This window comes from Flagellimonas sp. HMM57, from assembly GCF_021390175.1.
GTDB lineage: Bacteria > Bacteroidota > Bacteroidia > Flavobacteriales > Flavobacteriaceae > Flagellimonas.
Genome location: NZ_CP090004.1, coordinates 4098135 through 4120471 on the forward strand (window position 1 = coordinate 4098135; position 22337 = coordinate 4120471).

Below are 22337 nucleotides of genomic sequence, written 5' to 3' on the forward strand. Positions count from 1 at the left end.
TTACAAAAGTTTGTCCGCGATGGCCTTCCATGTATCAGCACGGTCAAAACCTTGGGTATTTATATTGTGGGGCGATGTGAAAATAATAGATTTTCCCATAAAACTTTCCAGGTTATAACTACGGTCATCGATAAGGACATCTCCTTTTAAAATATGCTTATCACCACAAAGAATACGTTTTTGCCAAGAAATAAAGGGAAAAAACTCATCTAACCAATCTGATTTTTCTTTGAGGGAATTTGGAAATTGCATAGCTGCTGAAGCTATATAAACCTCATGTTCCTTACTCAGCGCCTCCATAACTTTTTGACTGTCTGGAATTACTTTTAAATTGGTAAAAAAACCATCTCGACGAGCATGATTCCTTACACTCTTTTGATGGGCTTCGGGCACGCATTGCCATACTTCCTTACCCATACATTCCTCAACTTTCAAATTCCCGTTAAACTCTTTATTATATAATTCTATGTGTGCGCCGTAAGTGTCCGCCAACACTTCATCCATATCTACAAATATTGTCATGCTTCGAATTTAGAATTTCGAAGAAATAAAATACTCTCGTATCTGCAAACTAAACAGGAAAATATAACCGCAAATTAACTTTAATCGATGTTGATTTTCTTCAGATAGCTTTGTGTTGCTTTTTTTCCTTGATTATTTTCAAATATTTGACCAGTTCTATTTTAACCTTTGGAAATAGAAAAAACAGACCAATAATATTGGGGAAAACCAGAGCTAAAATCATGGCATCGGAAAACTTGATTACTGCATCCATGGTAACGGCAGCCCCAAGAATCGTAAAAATCAAAAATATAATCTTGTAGCTCAAATCAATCCACAAGCCTCTACCAAATAGATATTTCCATGCCTGAAGTCCATAGTAGGACCATGATAAAATTGTGGAAAAGGCAAAAAGTACCACTGCCAAAACCAAAATATAGGAAGACCCCGGAATGGCACTTTCAAAAGCCATAGAAGTTAAGTTAACCCCTCCTATTCTTTCGCCATTTGCCATCAAGGCTTCTCCATTAACTACATCACCATATGCAAAAGCCCCATCCATATTGAACATAATAATCACGATTGCCGTTATGGTACAAATGATCACGGTATCTATGAAGGGTTCTAAAAGTCCAACCAACCCTTCAGATGCGGCAAACTTTGTATTTACTGCTGAATGGGCGATTGCGGCTGAACCTGCACCAGCTTCATTAGAAAAAGCGGCTCTACGAAAACCTTGTATCATCACCCCTATAAATCCTCCAGAAATGGTAGCTCTTGGTGTAAAAGCTTCATCAAAAATTAATTGAAAAGCAGCACCGACATAATCAATATTGGAAAAAATAATAAATAATGCTGCAGCAACATATAGAAACGCCATTAGCGGCACAATCTTTTCGGTAACCTTGGAAATTCGCTTGATGCCTCCAATAATCACAATCCCGACCATTACCGCAAAAATAATACCTACAATACTCCCAGATGATGGACCTTGCAACCCAAATCTTGACACGATCTGTGCAGCAGCCTGATTGGTCTGGAATGCGTTGCCTCCTCCAAACGAAGCACCAATGCACATTACGGCGAATATGGCTCCCAACAACCTCCCCAAATTTTTGAATCCTTTCTCTTTTAGTCCTCTAGACAGATAATACATAGGGCCTCCGTACACATTCCCCTGTTTATCAATATCCCTATATTTTACACCCAATGTACACTCAACAAATTTTGAGGACATGCCCAAAAGTCCAGCAATCACCATCCAGAATGTAGCTCCCGGCCCTCCAATGGAAATGGCTACCGCTACCATTGCAATATTTCCCAATCCTACAGTACCGGATACCGCGGTGGCCAATGCCTGAAAGTGATTTACCTCGCCATGATGTTCGTCGTCTTGAATTGCTTCAGATGTATTGCCAGCAGTTATAGTCGAATTCGAAACCATATGTTCAAACTCATCATACTTTCCCCTTACTACTTTGATTGCTGTTGGAAAGTGCCTTATGTTGATGAATCCGAAATAAATGGTAAAAAAAGTAGCTCCAGATAGCAACAATATAAGAACCAATGGAATACTCAATCCAAAAAGGTTCAATTCTGTAAAAACAAGATTTTCCCACCATATTGCAAATGGCATAAACGCATCATTTACACGCTGGTCCAAACCTTTGGATGCTGCTTTGGTAATTAAAGGAATTACAAAAAGTGTTACAAAGGTTAGCAATCGCTTGTGCTTCAAACTCATAATCGGTTGGTTTTGATTTTGAAAGCAAAGTGCGGTTTATATTTTTTCCAGATTGAATTGGTCTGAAAAAAATTAAAAATGTCAGTAACCAACTTACTGACATGTTTTTCATATCTCCTTTATTTACAGGGATATATTATCAATAGGAATTGCCAAACGTATTTTACGCGCTCTCTTTTCGGACATTTCAAAAAGCGTATTTTTCAAGGGATTTAGGTGATGGTTTCTAGTCCAATTCTCTTTACCAAAGATGCCATCCAACAAACTATTGAGCAAACGTTTGATTTCATTGTAATCATTGATATCAAATTTTTTACCATTAAATGTGTCTCCTTTAGGCTTAATTTCCAGCCAATCATCGGTATCGCCCTTCTTCCGTTCCGCAAATTTTAGAAGCAATTCATAAGAAGCTGGTGTCAAAACCACTTTTCTAACAGCATCTCCCGGAAAACCTTTGAATGAGACAACATTCTTAATTTTTCCATTAGCATTCTTTTCTTTTCTAAATGTCATGTACAAAAATTCCGCACTGGGAATTACATTTTCTGCCAATTCTTTTACCCAACTTAAAGCCAAAGCGAAGAACAACATGATAAGGGACGTTTTAAAAATTGCCGAAAACAGTGTAAGATTTATGTAAGAACCTGTGAGCTTATAAAATTGTGCCAATAAGGTCAATAGAATACATACCAATGATAACCAAGCCAATGCTTTGAGTCTGCGTTTTGCAAAAGATTCCCATAAAACATAACCCAAAAAAAGTAAGGTCAAGACCGCATAGTATACATCAAGTTCATTAATAATGCCCATTACCTTCCCCGAAATCATTTTATTTATGGTGGGGAGTATTGAAAATAAGAAAGGAATGCCCACAATGTATACCCAATAATTGGACTTTATAATATGTCCGATAGGCTTGGGCAAATATCGAAACCACGGGAGCGCCAGTAAAATAAAAAGACTATTGAACAAAGACAAAATACTGCGCCAACCGTCTATTGCAACCGTAGTATCTATTTCTGAACCAGCATAATACACTTCCACTAAGCCCGATATACTCCAGCACAAAATAGAAAGTGCCAACCAAACCTGTCCAACATCATTTTGCTTTTTACCAATATGCCACCAAATGGCAATTAACGCCAAAAATGCAAAAAGGCATACAACGAATTGCCACCATCCGTAGAATGAGAGTACTTCATTTTTTACCTGTAAAGGCAACACCAAAATCAAAAACATACAACGGTCTAGTAGATACTTTTCCAAATATAGACAAAATGAGTAGTAGTATTTTTTGAAAAAAGAGGTTGAAATGTTATCATCTCTACAATTCAATTCAGTATTTTGAAGTCGAATGATTACCAATTGGTTTTGTACTTAACAACCATGTATCAAACATGATAGTTTTTTAAATAGCTATTTATATTACTTCTCACAGATACGGGTTTTTAATCATAAAAAAGTTGCTGATTTCGCTTTAAAAGAGCATAAAATTTTCGTATCTTAATAACTACATATAATATATAGCAATACTCACTCAAACAACTGATTTTAAAGAACAAAACATAGTGTTATTGCTTATATACTTCAATTCATAAAACCATTTTATCCTCTTAAACTATTTTAAATGAAAAAAATTAAAACAAGAACTATTGTAGTACTTTCCTTTGCCTCAACTTTTTGTCATTCTCAAGCAGCTTCTTATACTTATGAAGAAGATGCAACCTATCAATACGAGCAAAGTTCTTCTGGGATGGTCCTAAGAGTTTCGGCAAATTCAATAGAAGGAACAGAAGGATCTCCTTATTTACAGGAGGATTGGACCCCAACTGTGATTTATGACCACAACAAAAAGAAAAAAGTAAATCTTGTAGCACGATTTAATACATACACAAAAGAAATAGAAATAGCCAAAGAGGAAAAGATTATTGCCTTAAAACCAGTCACTAATATAGAAGTGAAAATTGGAGGTAAAATCTTTGTTCCGTTTAAAGCTCCCAATACCGTAAAAACAGTTTTTGCAGAACAATTGACAAAGGGAAAAATCAACCTTATCAAATATTACAGTGCCAAAATTATCAAAGCGGCCACAGATGCAGCGCTATTGGGGATAGAAAATAAAGATAAAATCAAGATTACTTCAAATCTATACTACAAGAAAGAGGGAGATGTTTTTAATCCATTACCAAAAAGCAAAAATGAAATAGCACAATTAATTGACAACGACACCAAAAGTTTTGCGAAGAAAAACAAACTTTCTTATAAAAAAGAAGGTGATTTGATCGAAATATTTAGGCAGTTCAATAGTAAAGATTTGCCTTAATAACTATAGGCATTTCACGTTTTTATTTTCAAAAATAAAAAAAGGCCCTGTAACTACAGGGCCCTTTTTACTTATGTCACTCATTTTTAATGAAATGGCAGAACAAAATCAGAAGTTTTATTTTCAACTAAAATTTCCGTTACATCTATTGCTGTGGTTGCAACACCTGCTTCGGCGTCGTACGTTACAGCATCCAAATCATCGGCAACGGAAGAAATGAAGGGAGGCAATAAAATAGCTGCCCCCAAATCTGTCTCAGAAATATTATCGTTAAGCAGTACTTCATTTTCATCAATGATAAGTTTTAGACCCATATCAACAAAACGAAGTCCTTCGGCAATAAAAACTTCTTGCCGAGTCCTATACAACAACGCCAATCCTGCATCATCAGCGCTCAAACTTGCGATATCATCTGCTGTAAGCGAAGTTCCGGAAACTGAAGGTATGGAAACATTACCGTTCTGTCTATCCAAAACCAGATTTGGCCTTCCATTTACTACTACATTGGTATTATCTGGTCTACCACCTGGGTCCACCTCGCTTCTAGCTTCAATGGAATCATCAATACTACGAACTTCCCTAGTATCGATGAGAGCCAATAAATCTGTTAAGTTTTGCCGAGCTTCAGCAACATTATTGTCAGATAGATTAGCTTCCGCCAAAATCAATAACGCCTCCTCTGCTTTTAAATAATGGACCGGAGGATCTTCACCTGGGGATAGAAATGAGTATTTGGGATCAAGAAAATCCAATGTTGGTAGTGGTTGTAAGTCATCAAAAGTTGCTCTTTCGTACAATGCGGTTTCAAATACATTACTTGGATTCGTTCCATCGGGAACATTAATTGGCGCATCTTCATCAAAATTTACAACGTTGTCAAATGCGCCATCTATTGCCAATGCTGCATTTGCAGCAGCAACCGCTTCAGCTTTATTTCCCAAATAATAATGTATTCTGGATTTGGCCATAAAGTATCTGGTCTGACCCGGATTCAATTCAATAGCGATATCAATAGCTGTGATGGCATCCAAGTAATTTTGGCGCGCAGGTATGGCAGGTCCAAGCGGTTCTTGGGGCAAAGCTGGGAAATACATTCCAGCATACATGTAGGAAAGACCCAAATAATAGTTGTAATCTGCCTCTGTTTCGGTAGCATACTCGGAATCCCCGGGCCCAACTTCCTCCAAACCAAACAGCGCCATTTCCCGTAACCTGGCAATTTCCCTTGTTGCATCCCTCAAATCGGGATCGGCTGGCTGCAAGTCGAGGTTATCCATGAACTGGTTAAAGAATGTTTGTGTATTTACATAGTTGTCCGAGCCCAATTCGGATAACATCAATAACTCGTTATAAACAAAGGCCATATTTCGCTTTATACCATCGAGCCACACCAATGAAGAGTTGGGCTGTCCAACAACAGAATTCTCCGATAAAGTTGGATTCTCAATCTTAGTGAAGTCAACTACACTACTAAATTCATCGGTACAGTTAGCAAAAATAAGAACCGTACCTACTATCAATGTTATTTTTTTCATATCTAATTTTTTAAAACTGAAACTTTAAAGAGCTCATATAAATCCTTGGGGCGGACTCGGTTCCGTAAGCAAATCCTCCACTGGAAAAACCATTTTGAAGACCAATTCCCGAACCTGTGGCCTCTGGATCAAAATTCCCAGCGGTAAAATTGAACGGATTGGTAACCGTTACTCCAAATCTTACATTAGAGAAAGGCTTGAGTACGTCACCAAAATCATAGGATGCCCCAATGTTCCTGATTTTTAGGTAATCGTTATCAAAAACAAAGAAGTTCACGTAATTGAATGGAGAGGTCCCACTATCTATCAATTCCTGTGGTATACCGGTATCATCAACACCTCTTATATGTCTTAACAAGAAACTAAGATCTGTAATCTTTCCACCAAATTGATAGTCGCCTGTAATGAATACATTCAACTTGTTATTAAAGGAATAATCAAAGCTTATAGACCCAAAATTAGGAGCAAAAGTCTTTCCTAAAAATGAGTTGGTCTCAAAAGCATACGTTCCATCATCCTGCAGTACAGCTGCAGTTCCCCTAAGAAACCCAAGACTTTCACCTTCGGCTACAACAGAGCCCAGCACATTGAATCCTCCAACAACAAAAGGTGCTCCACCGCCAGTATCAACAACATTGTTCTCATTGGTATTGTAGGATAGAGATAGATTCATTTGGTGTTTGGTCGATTGTAGAATTGCGGCCCTCATCTCAAACTCCCAACCTTTGTTCTCTACTTTACCTAGATTTTGGATTTGGTTCTGTGACCCTTGGGAAGGTGGGGCAACCGGTGTAAATAATGCATCCACGGTATTGGCCACATACCTGGTTCCACTAAAATTCAACCTATTTCTAAAGAAACCAAGTTCTAGCCCAAACTCTGTCGTCTGTACCGTTTCTGATATTAAATCCGCATTGCCTGGATTTGCAAAAGAAATTGCCGGGGTACCCAAAAACGAACTCAATTCAAAAGTCCTATCTTGCTCAAAAGGTTGGGCAAAGTTTGTGGATTCACCATAATTGGCCCTTAGCTTAATATTGGAAATCCAATCGCTGATATTGCTTTCCCGATAGAAATCATGATCAGAGAAATTATAGGTAAACCCAACTTTTGGTAATAAAAGCGGTTTGGTGTTGCTACCGGAAGCGGTGCTCCTGTCCAAGCGTCCACCAAATTCCAAGTACGCTACATCGTATATCCCTACATTTTCCAAGAAATAAAGGCCATAGTTGGCATTCTCTAATACAAAATCCAAACTAGCTTGTGTTGGAAAGAAGTCTATTTTTCTGGTACCGTCAACACCACCTTCTCCGTCCAGACGGTTTTGCCTATCGGAAGTTCTGAAAAACTGTCCACCAAAGACGGTAACAAAAGAAAAATTCTCGGTATTAGCCCTGTGCGTAAAATTCATGTCCCCAGTAACCACAAAATTATCACGTAACGCACGAGTGAACTCAGCCTGATCAGTAGTCCCTGGGTTCACATCACCAAGTTCAACCAAAAACTCATTACTGTTCAAACCCTCTTGTACGGTAGTTCTAAAATCAATACCTACAGTTGCATTAGCCTGTAGTGAGTTTGTTATGTCATACGTAAACTTGTTCGATGCTGTAAAACGACTGGTTCTGGCAGTTATATCGACCAGTTCCCCTAATCTACGAGCATTGTCCCTTAGAGGTATCCATTCTTCTTCGGGGAGTTCATCCAAATCGAGCCCCCTACTTGCACCTTCAAAATTAGAAAACCGTGAAAAGCTTGTATTTGCATTGTAATCCAGATTAGAATCAAAACTTACGTAAGAAAAAGATCCCTGATATTTTAATCTGTCCGTTACCTTGGCACTCAATCCAAAGGTAAAGCTCCTTCTGACTTGTTCGTTCAAGTCATTGAATCCGTCATCTTTATACAAACTCCCACCAAAGTTATAGGTAAAATTCTCGGAACCACCGCTAAAGCCCACTCTATACTCCTGAGAAAAGCCTGGTTGAAAAATGGCTTCTGCGGTCCGCTTATACTTTAAAAAATCTTCTGTGCCCTTGATAACACCAAGCCTACTTTCAAAAAAGGCGGTTCCTTTTCCAGATTTTCCCTTTTTTGTGATAATCTGAATGATACCATTTGCTGCATCAGCACCATATAATGTGGTAGCCGCACCACCTTTAATGTACTCGATCCGTTCAATGGACTCAACAGGTATATCTGCTAAGGCAGAAACGTTCGCACCACCTGTGTCAAGGCCTAATTGTGCATTGGAGTTCAAATTATCGACCCTGACACCGTCCACGATGATCACCGGTGTAGAGGAAGACGCGGCCGAAATTGGTCCTCTTGTCCTAATAATAGATGCTGTTCCCGGCTGTCCAGAGCTCAATCTAATCTGTGCACTGGGCGCTGTAGCCTGAAGCAATTGGTCTATTTGGTTTGCAGGGAGTTGATCTATCTTATCTTCGGTAAGGACATCGACCGTAGTAGATAGCTTTCTTCTCTGGATTCCCGCACCTTGACCTGTAACGATAACTTCTTCCAAAGCCTGCGCATCCTCTTCCATTTGCACATTGATAACGCTAGAACCAGTTACTGTTCTAACGACTGTTTTTTGACCGATGTAACTAAAACGTAATACTTGACCCGTCTCAACAGAAATCATATAGTTTCCATCAAAATCGGTTTGGGTACCATTGGTAGTACCATCTACAACCACTGAGACCCCAGGAAGCGGCAAACCACTTTGATCTGTCACCGTGCCGGAGCGTACATCTCCTTGCGCATTTATTGTCGTAAAGGAGAACAACAATAAGAAAATTGTAAATAAAAAAATTTTACTTCTCATACATTAAAATTGAGTGTTAGTTATTAAATAAGTTAGTTGTTTGAATTTGTAGAGTGGCAGCTGTCAATTGGTGACTAATTCAAAAAATACCTTCTAAAAATGAGAACAAAATGTAATTCCCTAAATTTTTTCAGTACCGACATCGTACCACTCTACGTTTCAAATTTGCAGCAACAAAAAAAGGGAAAGAAATAGGTCTGGAAGTTTATAATTATAGGTGTTTTACACTATCCCGATAATTATTTACCTATTATTTCAATTAATCAAACAGTTTAAAACCGAACATCTCAAATTTGGAAAAGGTATTTGAAACTAACCTTACAAAAAGAGATACACTCTAAATCTTAAGGATAAATGATAAGAGAAATAAATGATAATATATATCAAAAAACTATCAGAAAATAGTTTATTCAATTACTGGGAAAGAGGTGTACTTTATTTTTGTTGTTGGACGCTTCAATAAATTCTGTAGGGGTCATATTGACATAATTTTTGAAGGCCTTATTGAAAGTGGCTTTATTATTAAATCCGACCTCGAACAAAACTTCTCCAATACTGGGGTTTTCATTTATCCTGAAAAGTCTTATTGCTTCCGCCACTCTATACGTATTAACAAAAGTGTTAAAATCTTGACCAAACCTTTGATTTATTATTTGTGATGTTTGATGTACTGAAATTCCTAATTTCAAGGCTACATCATTCAACCTCAAGTTTGGGTTTTGATACAGCTTGTTTTTCTTCATAAGCTCAACAAGCTTAACTTTAAAATCATTCGCCAAATCTGTGGTCAAACCACTATTCTTATATTTAGTCTTTGATAAGGGTTTGGTAACATTGGTATTCTTTGATAAAGGGTTCTTTTCTTTTTTCTTGATAAAAAAGTTACCTCTAATGAGAATTAGAATCAAAATAATTTGAGTTAAACATAACTGTACTATAGATATTACTATTAAAGTATCCGTATTCCACCATTCCATTCTTGCCTTCTTTTTCCAAATAATGCTTGAGTTCCATGAACATATTGAAAAGTTGTATAGCTATTTTTGATACTTCTACTTAACGACATATTTATTTCCAAGTCAATAAGAATTCAAAAAACATGCTTCTGTAAAAATGTAAGTTGGTTTGAGCATAACCCTACTTTTATGTTTCCAAAACCTCCTAATAGGTATTTAGGAATAGGATATTGTACTTTTTATCTGATTGTTGTTTGAAACTGTTCGCATAAAATTGATGTAATGTCATTCAAATCTATTAGATAACTTCATCACTTATTTGTCAAAAAATCATTTTTAAAGTTCATTCAATCAATTTAACATAGTTTTCATAATCATTAATCAGTACTTCACATATCCTTGTCTAACTGCAAAAAATTATTTACTTCAGTGAGGAAAGCTTTTTATATTGATTTTTGAGAACTCTTTTTGTAAGACTTAAAACAAAAAAGGCTCCCGTAAAGATGGGAGCCTTTTATACCGTGATCGCGATAGGATTCGAACCTATGACCGTCTGCTTAGAAGGCAGATGCTCTATCCAGCTGAGCTACGCGACCTATTTTGCGGGTGCAAATATACAATTAACATTAAATAATGTCCAATTAAATAAACCCAAATACTAGTATTTATCAAAAAAATAGTATTTCCCAAGTCGGCCAGAACATTTATAAACGTTTTATTGGTAGTTTAATGATATGTTTTTTTGATCAACCGTTTATAAACAATGTACTGGGGTTTGGAGTAACTAATGTTAATTTTTCTCCAAATAGTAAGAAGGTGGATTACCATATGCTTTTTTAAAAACTTTGCTAAATACACTAAGGTCGCTAAATCCAAAAAAGTCAGATATCTCGGTAACCGATAAATCTTTCTTGTGAAGTGCTTCTTTAGCTTTAGAAATTTTTAACCTATTGATGTATTGATGCGGTGTCTTTCCAAATGCTGTTTTGAAAGAGTCATAGAGATGGAATTTGGACAAGCTAGAGATATATGATAATTGATCTATTGATATATGTTTTTGAATATTGTCATGAATAAACTCATAAGCGATCAATAACCTTTTTAATGTTTCTTTCTTTGTTGATGCTTTTTTGACCTTAATGTTATTCACTATTTTATTTCCCAACAACTGCTCTTTATATATTGATTTCAACACCTCTATGGTAAGTTCTTCAGGGCATAAAAATTCAAATTCATAATCATTGCTCAAATCGTATATATGTTTGAGCAGCTTACCCGAGGAATAGTAATCCGAAAACAAAGGTTTTTCCAAAAAGAAGTTCATATCCTTTATTGAATCAAATGGGTTATCCAATATTGATTCATTCTTTGTCTTTAAATAATACGAGAAACTTGAACTAAAATCTTTAGTAATACCAAAACTCAAAACGTCCATATAGCTGTTCTCTTCATTAAAAAACTCCCAACCTTCGTTTGGATTTAAAACAAAAAAACTATCCTTTTCAACATTTAAACGTTGCCCATTCCTTTGGAAAACCCCACTTCCCTCTTTAAAAAGCGCAACTATGGTGGCGTTCTCAACAAACTCATGATGTTCAAAACAAGCTTTAAAACGCATCAAGAAGTTTTCATGCTTAGAATAGTGAGGAGGAAGTTCAAACTCTTTTTGTTGATAGTGATTGTAAAATTTGTCGTCATAATTTATTGACATAATCGAGTTCGGCTTAGTTTTTTTTAAGGATTCAATAAAAGGCAAGTGGTTGCGTCCAATTTTTTGATTCATTGAACATACAAACTAAATTTTTTGTTCATTCGTATTCAAAATCATAAAAAGTATAGGTAAATATCCATTATAACAATTATGATATTTTAGTTTTTAAACTTTACATGAACTTATCTTTGCATCAATCATATCATATTATGCCACACCTTTAACATCATTACATAAAACATAGGGGTATTTTTGTCATGTAAACCCAGAAACAGCACAAGGTTTACTATGTTTAAAAAAATCGATACTAGATTGTGTTTAAGCGATACTGCCAGTAAAGCATAAAACACTTCAGACTCAAGACTTATACGATAGGCTGCACAACAATAATGAGAAATAAAGAAATCATATGGAACTAGTGAAATTAACAAATTCCCAAGGCATGGAGTTGCAGGTGTGCGACTATGGAGCAACCTTGGTTTCGCTTAAAGTTCCAAATAAAGATAATGGATTGACCAATGTTGTGGTCGGATTGGATAATCATGAACATTACGCCTCGCAAGAATACCAAAACCATCAGCTTTACTTAGGCACTACCATTGGTAGGTATGCCGGTAGAATTTCAAATGGGAGCTTTAATTTAGAGGGGGATGAATTTGCCTTGCACCATACCGATGGGGTCCACTTGCATGGAGGAAAATGTGGATTCGATAAAAAATATTGGACCGTAAAAAAAATAGGAACCCATAGAAATCCTTATGTTGTGCTTTCTTATGAGAGCAAGCACTTAGAAGAAAACTATCCTGGAAATCTAAAGGTCGAGGTTACATACCAACTATTGGAATCAAATGCCGTTAAAATTAGCTATACCGCAACAACAGATAAAACAACAGTGGTCAATTTGACTAACCACTCTTACTTTAACCTTAGTGGAAATGATACAATTCTAGGTCAATATTTAAAAGTCAACAGCGACCATTATATAGATGTAGACGAAAAAACAATTCCTACAGGCAAAATCAACCCATCAAAAGATACGAGATTCGATTATAACGATTTATCAGAAATGGAAAATTCTGGTTTTGCTGGTCTTGATGATACTTTTATTCTGAACAAATCACTAAAGGCAGCATCCCTTTGGTCTAAAAAGAGCGGTCTTTACATGAAAGTCTTTACCAACCAGCCCGCCATTGTCATCTACACCCCAGAACAACTTCCTGAGTTAAGCTATTATGAACACGCAGAATTTGAAAGATTCCCTGCCATATGTTTTGAAGCCCAGAATTATCCAGATGCACCAAATAACGAGACATTTCCATCTAGTAAACTTTTGCCAGGTTCAACTTACCTAAACGAAACGGTATTTGATTTTACCTTGAAATAAGTAGTTTAAAGTAACTTATGATTTATAAAAAATCCTATGACAAATGATGCCTTCTGGCCAAAGCATTGGAGCAATTTGATTTTTTTGTATTGAAAAAGTTTAGTCTCTTAACAAGAGTTCAGTTCCTTCACCATATAAATAGAAGTGGAAGGACATATCTCTGAGAATTCTTTGGAGTCGGCAACTGCTTTTGGTGCCTTTATTCGTTCCGAAATATGAAACCCATGCTTTAAAAAATATTCATGAGCAGTAGTTGTCAGTAAATGTAGTTTTTGGATTCCATCATTTTTACTTTTGTCAAGTAGTTTGGTGATAAGTTTAGCACCTACTCCCCTGTTCTTAAAAGTATCTACTACAGCGAATGAGCGCAAAATCCCATCCTCGCCATACTTTTCAATTCCAATGCATCCAACGAGTTCATTATCTGATTTTGAAGTAATAAACTCTACTTTAGAAGAGCGAATGTCTTCATAAGGGAGGTTGTTTTCTTTCAATAAATTTCTAACTTTTTCAAAGTCATAATTCTCTATTTCTTTAGCTTTCATTTACTGTCATTTAATATCAATCTTATGTATTTAATTAAGATTTACAATATTAAATTTAAGATTAAACCACCACTAGGCCAATACTGGGAACAATCTGGTCTTTGTCACTTTCTATTTCCACCAAGAACAATAACGGTATAAAACAAAAATCACCTGTTCTTTTGAAAAAACCAGATGATTTTCATTACCCAATTTATCGAAATGAAAAAAGAGGGTTGAATTTATTTGGTGAATAACGACTAGCCGAGACTTTATCTCTCTTATCAAATGATAACTTCTTTATGGTACGCTTTCCTTAAATCTGGGGCGCATTAAATTTTCGCTATCTAGAATCTTATCCAGCTCTTCTTCTGACAAAAGCTTCTTTTCCAAAATAAGTTCCCGTATGGATTTCCCTGTCAGAATGGCTTCTTTGCCTATCAAATCACCCATATGATGTCCAAGATAGGGATTCAAAAATGTAATCAATCCAACAGAATTCATCACTTTTGCCTTGGTATATTCGTCGTTTGCCGTTATTCCTGTAATACATTTTGTTGTTAAACCAACGCAAGAGTTGGACAGTAGCTTAATGGACTCGAACAATGATTGTGCTATGACCGGTTCCATCACATTTAATTGTAATTGACCTGCCTCTGCAGCAAAAGAAATCGTAACATCGTTCCCAATTACCTTAAAACAAACCTGGTTGACCACTTCTGGTATTACGGGATTAACCTTTGCGGGCATAATGGACGATCCTGCCTGTACTTTGGGAAGGTTTATCTCATTAAGGCCACATCTAGGTCCTGAGGACAGTAATCTTAAATCGTTACAAATCTTCGAAAGCTTTACAGCGGTTCTTTTCAAGGCTCCAGAAATCATGACATAGGCCCCACAGTCCGAAGTAGCCTCTATTAGATTTTCCGAAGGGACGAAAGGTATATTCGTATACTTTTCTAAATATGCAATCGCCATGCTACCGAAGCCTTTAGGAGCATTGACTCCCGTACCTATAGCAGTAGCGCCCAAATTGAGTTCCAAAATCAAGTTTTGAACCATTTTCAGGTTCTTTATTTCTTCCTTAAGATTTGTGGCCCAAGCATTAAATTCATCCCCCAGTGACATTGGGACGGCATCCTGCAACTGGGTACGTCCCATTTTCAGCACATTCGTGAATTCGTTTCCTTTCTTTTCTAAACTATGAATCAATTTAGATATGTTATCCATTAAATGCTCCAAATAGTAATAAATCGCAATTCTAAAGCCTGTGGGATAGGAATCATTGGTGGATTGCGAACAGTTGACATCGTCATTGGGATGAAGTATATGGTATTCCCCTTTTTGATATCCGCCTTTTTCCAAAGCAACATTGGTAATTACTTCGTTAACGTTCATGTTAACAGATGTGCCCGCTCCTCCTTGAAAAACATCGGTTGGAAAGAAAACACTATAGGTTTTAAGGTCTTCGAGAATTATATTACAGGCCTCCACTATCATGGATGCCTTTTCCTGTGACAAAATATCTATATCCCTATTTGCCTCGGCACAGGACTTTTTGGTGAGGACCATTCCCTTTATAAAAATGGGATAATCACCGATTACATTTTGGGAAATTTGAAAATTATCCATCGCCCTTTGTGTGTGTATGCCGTAATAGGCTTCTGCAGCTATTGGCAATTCCCCAAGTAGGTCAATTTCGTTTCTAGTTTTCATATGGTAGGTTTATGCTATCGTAATCCTGCTTCTGCTAAAAGTAATAGTAATGCTAGTTTAATATTTTTATCGCCGTCACTATTGATCCACTTTTCGTCCAGAGAATGTGCTCCAGTAGTTTTTCCACCCCTACTTAGGGTAACTGCCGGTATTCCCAATGAAATTGGGATGTTACTATTGGTAGATGAGGTTTTAAGAACAGGGGCAAGACCCACTCCATTTGCAGCTGCAAGAGCCTTTTGTACCAAAGGAGTATCTTTTGATAGTTCACCTGAAGGACGATCACCAATTTTTTTCAATTCAAGCCAAACTTTATCCTTAACATTGGTATCATTATATATATCCACTGCTTTTTGCATACTATGCCTAAATACACTGTCTATTTGTATTAGATTTTTTGGACTAAGGGAACGCATATCCACTTCGAGCCACGATTCAAATGGGATAGAATTAATTGATGTCCCTCCCCCTATCCTACCAACATTAAAGATAGTCTTTTCTTCCATCTGCAAGATAAGGTCACTCGCTTCTTTTGTAAAGATATCTATCGCCTTACCTAAGGCATGATGTGGGTTTGCCAATCCGAACGCGCCCCAAGAATGTCCTCCTTTACCTTTAAATATTGCTCTGTAGCGCTTTGATCCCAAGGCACCGTTTATGATTCGTCCTGGACTTCCGCCATCTACGGCAATCCACGAATCTATTTTTAGGTCAGACTCTTCACTAAAAAGGTGTTTGACACCCCGTAAATCTCCAGGGCCTTCTTCACCAACAGTCCCTACAAAAACAATATCTGCATTGGTCTTAATATTTGATTGCTTGATTGCTTTGGCCACTGCCAACACCAAGGCCATTGCCCTACTGTTGTCACCTATACCGGGTGCAGTGTAGGTATTTCCTTCAACTTTTACGGTTACATCTGTTTCTTCAGGAAAGACTGTATCAATATGTGCGTCAAGTGCAACAGTTTTACCATTAGAACTTCCTTTTTGCAGCGCTAATACATTACCCTCCGCATCTATCCACACACTGTCCAGACCAATTTCCAAAAACATTTGCTTGAATTTCTCGGCTCTGGCAGATTCCTTAAAAGGAGGAGCCGGAATCTCATTTAGAACTATCATTTGTTCTATGGTTTCTTGCTCGTAGGCATCGATAACCTGCATTGCAGATTGTACCTTCTTATTTTTTTTGAGCTTTGTTATTTCTTTGGTAAACGATTTATCCACCGAGGTTTCCGATTGTGCTTGAACGTAAATTCCACAACAAAAAGTGATTACAGTTACTATTCTTGTTAATGTTTTCATAGATTGTTCTTATTCTTTATTAGGTTCTTTATACAGTTGTCTTAATCTCGGAACAGCTTCGATTTTTCCTTAAACATGAAATCAAAAAGTCATTTTTTCTTTAATTCCAACATCATTTACTTTATAATATTTTCCTTTCTCAATAAGCAATGCCTGTGATTTTCCCGTAAATTTTTCTTTGGGATGTTTTATGTCCACTCGAATGACTTTTCCATCAAAATCTTCCGTTACCTCGTCCGAAACTATCGTGTGGCCTATGATGATATGTTCTACAGCATAAAAATCCAAAATTCTGTCTAACGCCGCCTCGTTGATTTTCTCATACTTGTTTTTTCTGTCTTTTATAAGTCCGCGATACCAAAATGGACCTTTATTGCCAAAAACCAGTTTTGACACCTCATCATCCGTTGGTTTTTTTATGGGACCGTGTTCTAGGTTTTTTCGAACAACAGTATTGATGTCGCTAATGGATAACTCAGCATTTATTAATTCTTCGCTTATACCACCATGTAGAAAAAGGTTATTGCCTATTTTTTCAACAGCATTCTTAGTTTTTATCCATTTGACCAGTTCGTTTTTTTCGGACATCAAATAGCGATATGCTTTTTTATCGTTGTCCTCTATTCCTGATATGATTCTCGCCAAACCAATGTATTTTTCATTGACATAGCGAATATCCAGATACAAGTTCATCACATCATGATTACCCAAGATAAAATGTACCATCCCTCCAGACTTTTTGGCTTCTTTTTCCAACTTATAAAGTAACCAAAGACTCGGCAATACTTCTGTACCCCTATCGAACATATCCCCGCAAATGACCAAGTGACCATTACCATATGTCCAATTATAGTTTTTGTCCATAACGCCGTTGCCTCTTAATAAACTATAGAATGTGTTGAAATTTCCTTCTATATCCGAGGTAACCAATATTTTATTCCCAGAATCATAAATAGCGTCTGGTATTCCATATTCTTTGTTCAAAGCAAAGGCAAATTGATCATTGTCAGAGTTGTTGATCTTACTCGTAAATTTCTGATTCTTGGATTCTTTTACTTTGGCCGTGTTTATGAAAAAGGATTTGCTTTTTCTTTGTTCCACCGAAATAATCTTGAGACTGTCCTTATCAGAATAGATATAGGGGCCATCCAAACTATTAAGCACAGTAGTATCCATTTCTTCTCCTTTTATAAAAGTAGATGTACTACTGGCACAACCAAAAGCCAGGGATAGAACAATACTAAAAACCAGTGTTTTTACCTTCATTATCATCCTATTCATTTTAGGAAAGTATAATATCGTCCCAATTCTGATTGAAACATTTCCTTATGGCTATGCCCCACATTTGAAATGATTCCAATGACATGCTTATTTTTGATATGGGGTCCATAGTATGACTGTAGGTATTTATAATACGTAATACCTCGCTCAAAACGGTGGCTCCCCTGGAGGTTACCCCCGCAAGATCTATCCAGTGATGAACTGTTCAGATCGTTATCATCTTCACCTAAAAGATATACCACTTCCCGTTCTTTAAACTGATTTCTAATCTGGTCAACACCAACTTTTATTAAATAATTGGGCACATCATCCAACCCATATTTGTATTCGTTATACTCGGTACATTCCGTTATGGGAGTTTGAAAGTGATCCGTATCTGGAACTTTTCTGGTATCATCCAAATACAAGTAAGAGCTGGGATTATTGACGACGAAACGAACAGTGATTTCCATTTTTTCTATGCTTGTGGGAACTGGGGATGCTGCAGCGTATCTATTTACAAACTGTCCTCCAGCAGAATGCCCAGATACTACGATAGTTTTTAGGTTGGGATTATTTTTTACCAAACGAGACAATAACGAATCCAGCATTGTAAATGATGATATTCTCCCGTAGCTCGAATCAGGCCCTTGGTCCTTAGATAAGTTGCCAATTTTCCAACCTCCACTGCTCCAATACAGGTGTTCACCATTTAACCGAAGCTTTTCAATTTCCGATTTTATGAGAAACTGCGGTGCTACAATAAGCAGTGTATCCATTTGGGTTGATTCCATTTCTGCTGCAGTCAACATATTAGTATAGTAGTCATCTGCATTTCTACTGGCGCCATGTACTGAAACCACAGCACGGGTTATGGACTCGTTTTTGGTATTCAGAGACTTCACATTGGAGTAGTAAGGGATTTTAAGCATTTTTCCATTTCTATTTATAGAAAAAGTTGTGTCTCCTGTGTGCTTATTATAGTTTCCATTAAAAGGTAAACCATTTTTATTCCCAGGGTCTTGATAACTATACTTTATCGTAAAAAGTAGAGCTATGCCAAAAAAAAAGTATGTTACGTCTTTGATCATCATGATTTATGCGATTTGATATATCTTATCCTTTAAGACCTGAAGATGAGTTTGGTTTAAGTTATATCTTGAAAGAAAAGGTACAGGAATATATTCCTGTACCTTTTAACAAAGAAACTAATTAACTAACTCAAAAAATACTGTGGTAGATGCTACGGAATCCGTTGCAAAGTACCTGTTTATCAATTTCTAAATATACTTCTACGTCCAATTTCTGATTGGTACATACCGCTACTGCTATGGCCCACTCCGGGTACAACAAAAAATTCCTGTCTTTCCAGAATTGAAGAACCGTAAGTATCGATTAAGTGATCAAAGTAATTTGTAGCCCTTTCAAACCGATCTCTTCCTTGTAGAATTGCTTCACACTGTTCATTAATGCTAGTCTCTTCTGGGGTAGGGTCATTATCGTTTTGACCAATTAAATAGGTGACTCTTCTTTGTTCTAATCTGTCACGAACATTCTCAGCTCCAACAACGTCCAAATATGGAAACAAATTCTCTAGGCCAAAAGGAAACTCGTTATAGTCCGAACAATCTTCTATGGCAAAAACAGGAGGCACCTCGAATGTACTTTCAGTGCCCAACACCTTGCGCTTATCATCCATATAAGTATATGTACCTGGGTTGGTTACCACAAATCTCATATCTATACCCTTTATTTCCAATTCATCAACAATAGGTGTACTGGCAGCATACCTGCTCGCAAATTGTCCGCCTGCTGAATGTCCTGTAAAAACTATTCTCTTAAGGTTAGGGTATTCAGATAATGTCACCATTAATGAATCCATAATGGTAAACGATGAAACATCACCTCCTTCTGAAGAATCATCGCCTACTCGCCAATCACCATCGTCCCAAAATACATGGTCTTCATCAAGTAAAAACTGTTCGACCTCATCATCTCCTACAAACTGAGGAGCTATAAGAAGCAAAGTATCTAAATTAACTCCCTCCAATTGGGCCGCGCCCGTTATAGACTCAAACTGGCCATTTGCATCTTGGGAAGAACCGTGCACTGCAATAACCGCAGTTGTTATGGCCTCATCATCTGTATTTGCAATATCCTTTCTATTTGAAAAATAAGGGATTTGAAATATTGATCCCGATGCGGAAAACCTATATTTTTTGTCTCCTATAAAATCTTCAAGATCATTTGGGTCTACAAACGGAGTCATGGTAACCGTAATTGAACTTCCGCCATCCGACGTGTTTCCAATTACAAGCCCTTCTTTTGCTTGAAGTTCAAAAATCACCGATCTGTTCTCTTCGGCATTTTCGTTATTGATAACTTCTTGCAATAGAACAACACTAGTAAGGGCCTTTCCTTTTTCAATAATAAAAGTACCAGATTTAGGCAATCTAAAATCCTCACCCTCTATTGCATTGTCCTCAGCTGGAAAACTAACTGTATATGGCACTTCTATGGTCTCTTCAGTTTTTGGACCATCATATCTAAGTTCCACACTAAAAGATTCAGCACTGGTTCGACCAACTTCTACATTTTCAGTGGTAAAGTATACTCTTTTTTCTCCCGTTTGAGCTATTGTCCCAGGACTATCATCATCTTTATCGCAGCCAACCAGAACCATCATTAGAAAAACGATTACGCTATATTTTAGTTTTATTTTTTGTTTCATAATATGTTTACTAAAAATTAACATTTTGTTCTTTGATTATAACACCCCTTTAATGGCTATATAATCAAGTGAGCCTGTTTCACTTCCAGCACTGCTGGTAAAGGTGACCACAAGTCTTCCTTCTTGCAACTTATCTGTAGGGAAGGGTACAGATATCAAAGTTGATGCACCTGCTATTGCTTCAACATCGTCTGAAAGTATTGATACAATTGGTTCTCCCAGACCATCTGCAGTTTCATAAAAGATTTCAATTCCTTCACCTGACTCCCAACTTTCATCCCTAAAAAATACACGTGCCTGCAATACAGCATTGGTTATACTAGGGTTAAGGTTCGTCATGGTATCAAATCTCAATATTACCGTACCATCTAAATCAGAAGTAACATATCCTTGTATCCCGTCCTCAAAAGGAATACCAAAATTTTGAGGCTCAGCGTTTATTGAAGTATTGTTGTATACTCCCAAACGTTCATTTTCAATTTCACTGACATCATCAGCTACAAAAGCAGCTGTAAAGCCAAGCTCTTCACCTCCGCCTATAAATGCAACATAAGGCACCTCTGATAATGGATCTGTATCCTGGATATTTGGCATTGGATCTTGGGATGCCGCCGGACGTGGATATCTAAATGCATCACCTTCTGGGTCTAGTCCAAAAGTTGGAACCTCTTCAAAGCTTGTGAACCCTAAAACAACTAGAGGTATGATGGCAAACTCAGCAGGCTCAGAGATCTGCCCGGCCAAAGTTACTGTAGCAGCTGTATCTCCAGGTTCCAATTCATTGGGAACAACAACTGAAATAGCATCAAAACTATTTCCAACTATTTCTGCCGATATACCTCCAATCAACACTTCCAAATCAGAAGCTTCTGTACCAAAATTTGCTCCGTTAATGGTTATTTCACTTCCTGAAGCTACTCCAGAAGGTGTAAATGATTCGATACTGGGTACTGTTATGAATTCCATTTCGCTAGTTGCCAACAGTTGTTCTATTTCAACAGCTATATTTCCTGAAATAGCTTCTGGCGGTACTGTCACCGTCAAACTTGTGGACGTTGAAGAAACTACAGTTGCCAGAACCCCGTCAAAGGTCACATTGTTATTGACCAGAATACTGCTAAAATTAGTTCCCGATATGGTTATTTCCTCACCCGCAGCACCTTTTAAAGGTTCAAAAGAAAGAATTACCGGTGCTATCGTAAAGATTTCCAAAGTAGCCGTTTGTTCCTGTACTTCAATAGTTAGTGGTCCAGTTGTTGCTTCTGCAGGTATTTTCACTTCAAGTTCTGTTGCGGAAGCGTTGATAATTTCTGCTTCTATACTATTAAACCTCACTATATTCTCTTCAACTGTGGCCCCAAAATTTAGCCCTTTTATAATTATTGTTTCACCAACTGCCCCACCAGTTGCACTTAATTCTGATATAGATGGAGCTGGAAATACCGTGAAAACTGGTCCTTCAATAGTAAACTTAGCTTTTGAAACAGAAATAGGGCCTGTGGTAGCTCCTTCAGGAACTGTTACCGTAAGTAGTGTGTCCGTTGCAGCAGTTACCGTAGCGGAAACTTCATTAAAACTAACTTTATTGTTCACGGGAACCGGGCTAAAATCTGTGCCTTTTATTAAAACAGTTGCTCCTATATCGGCCCTAGCAGGCATAATACTGGTAATGGTCTGTTCTATCTCTTCATCGGGAATCACCTTGAAGTCCTCATCCTCGCAAGATTCAATACTGAGGATAATTAGCAGAGCCGAAAAGGCAATTGCCAATCCCCTTATTAATTTATATTGTGTTTTCATTTTTATTTTTTAAAG

General features: G+C 37.2%; 16 protein-coding genes and 1 tRNA gene. 2 read left to right on the plus strand and 15 right to left on the minus strand.

All coding sequences use genetic code 11. From position 1 onward, the window contains the following. The 3 genes from LV716_RS18205 to LV716_RS18215 form a co-directional block, all read right to left on the minus strand. On the minus strand, positions 1-522 hold the full coding sequence (locus LV716_RS18205) for a 5'(3')-deoxyribonucleotidase (protein ID WP_163419201.1): 522 nt from the start codon (positions 520-522) through the stop codon (positions 1-3). A 100-nt stretch (positions 523-622) separates the two neighbouring features. Beyond that, on the minus strand, positions 623-2245 hold the full coding sequence (locus tag LV716_RS18210; RefSeq protein WP_163419202.1) for a sodium:alanine symporter family protein: 1623 nt from the start codon (positions 2243-2245) through the stop codon (positions 623-625). Between the two features lie 123 nt (positions 2246-2368). Then, complete coding sequence (locus LV716_RS18215; protein ID WP_163419203.1) at positions 2369-3484, minus strand: hypothetical protein; 1116 nt, start codon at positions 3482-3484, stop codon at positions 2369-2371. 388 nt (positions 3485-3872) lie between these two features. On the opposite strand from LV716_RS18215, the gene LV716_RS18220 reads away from it, so the two are divergent. Further along, positions 3873-4568 carry a hypothetical protein gene (locus LV716_RS18220; protein ID WP_163419204.1) on the plus strand — a complete coding sequence of 232 codons (696 nt, stop codon included), beginning with the start codon at positions 3873-3875 and terminating at the stop codon, positions 4566-4568. A gap of 86 nt (positions 4569-4654) precedes the next feature. Here LV716_RS18220 and LV716_RS18225 read toward each other — a convergent pair whose 3' ends face one another. The 5 genes from LV716_RS18225 to LV716_RS18245 form a co-directional block, all read right to left on the minus strand. Then, positions 4655-6103, minus strand: coding sequence for a hypothetical protein (locus tag LV716_RS18225; RefSeq protein ID WP_163419205.1), 1449 nt, complete (start codon positions 6101-6103; stop codon positions 4655-4657). Between the two features lie 10 nt (positions 6104-6113). Then, the gene (locus tag LV716_RS18230; RefSeq protein ID WP_163419206.1) at positions 6114-8933 is read right to left on the minus strand and encodes a TonB-dependent receptor domain-containing protein; all 2820 of its coding nucleotides are present in this window, start codon (positions 8931-8933) and stop codon (positions 6114-6116) included. 410 nt (positions 8934-9343) lie between these two features. Next, complete coding sequence (locus LV716_RS18235) at positions 9344-9841, minus strand: AraC family transcriptional regulator (RefSeq protein ID WP_163419207.1); 498 nt, start codon at positions 9839-9841, stop codon at positions 9344-9346. 570 nt (positions 9842-10411) lie between these two features. Continuing rightward, positions 10412-10485: transfer RNA gene (locus LV716_RS18240), tRNA-Arg, on the minus strand. A gap of 194 nt (positions 10486-10679) precedes the next feature. Further along, a complete protein-coding gene (locus tag LV716_RS18245) occupies positions 10680-11600 on the minus strand; it encodes an AraC family transcriptional regulator (RefSeq protein ID WP_163419208.1) in 921 nt (306 codons plus the stop codon). Positions 11601-12009: 409 nt separating this feature from the next. On the opposite strand from LV716_RS18245, the gene LV716_RS18250 reads away from it, so the two are divergent. Further along, positions 12010-12984 (plus strand): aldose epimerase family protein, encoded by a 975-nt coding sequence (locus tag LV716_RS18250; protein WP_163419209.1) that lies wholly within the window; start codon positions 12010-12012, stop codon positions 12982-12984. Positions 12985-13091: 107 nt separating this feature from the next. Here the strand turns inward: LV716_RS18250 and arsN2 are convergent, their stop codons facing one another. The 7 genes from arsN2 to LV716_RS18285 form a co-directional block, all read right to left on the minus strand. Next, complete coding sequence (arsN2, locus tag LV716_RS18255; protein WP_163419210.1) at positions 13092-13529, minus strand: arsenic resistance N-acetyltransferase ArsN2; 438 nt, start codon at positions 13527-13529, stop codon at positions 13092-13094. 279 nt (positions 13530-13808) lie between these two features. Then, positions 13809-15224: an aspartate ammonia-lyase gene (gene aspA, locus LV716_RS18260; protein ID WP_163419211.1), complete on the minus strand. Its 1416-nt coding sequence runs from the start codon at positions 15222-15224 to the stop codon at positions 13809-13811. A 14-nt stretch (positions 15225-15238) separates the two neighbouring features. Beyond that, the gene (locus tag LV716_RS18265) at positions 15239-16531 is read right to left on the minus strand and encodes a M20/M25/M40 family metallo-hydrolase (protein ID WP_163419212.1); all 1293 of its coding nucleotides are present in this window, start codon (positions 16529-16531) and stop codon (positions 15239-15241) included. Between the two features lie 81 nt (positions 16532-16612). After that, positions 16613-17797, minus strand: coding sequence for a metallophosphoesterase (locus LV716_RS18270; protein WP_163419213.1), 1185 nt, complete (start codon positions 17795-17797; stop codon positions 16613-16615). 11 nt (positions 17798-17808) lie between these two features. Continuing rightward, positions 17809-18885, minus strand: a complete 1077-nt coding sequence (locus LV716_RS18275; protein ID WP_163419214.1) for a hypothetical protein — start codon at positions 18883-18885, stop codon at positions 17809-17811. A gap of 179 nt (positions 18886-19064) precedes the next feature. Further along, positions 19065-20522 (minus strand): hypothetical protein, encoded by a 1458-nt coding sequence (locus LV716_RS18280; protein WP_163419215.1) that lies wholly within the window; start codon positions 20520-20522, stop codon positions 19065-19067. Between the two features lie 36 nt (positions 20523-20558). Next, positions 20559-22322 carry an IPT/TIG domain-containing protein gene (locus tag LV716_RS18285; protein WP_163419216.1) on the minus strand — a complete coding sequence of 588 codons (1764 nt, stop codon included), beginning with the start codon at positions 22320-22322 and terminating at the stop codon, positions 20559-20561. Positions 22323-22337: the final 15 nt, after the last annotated feature.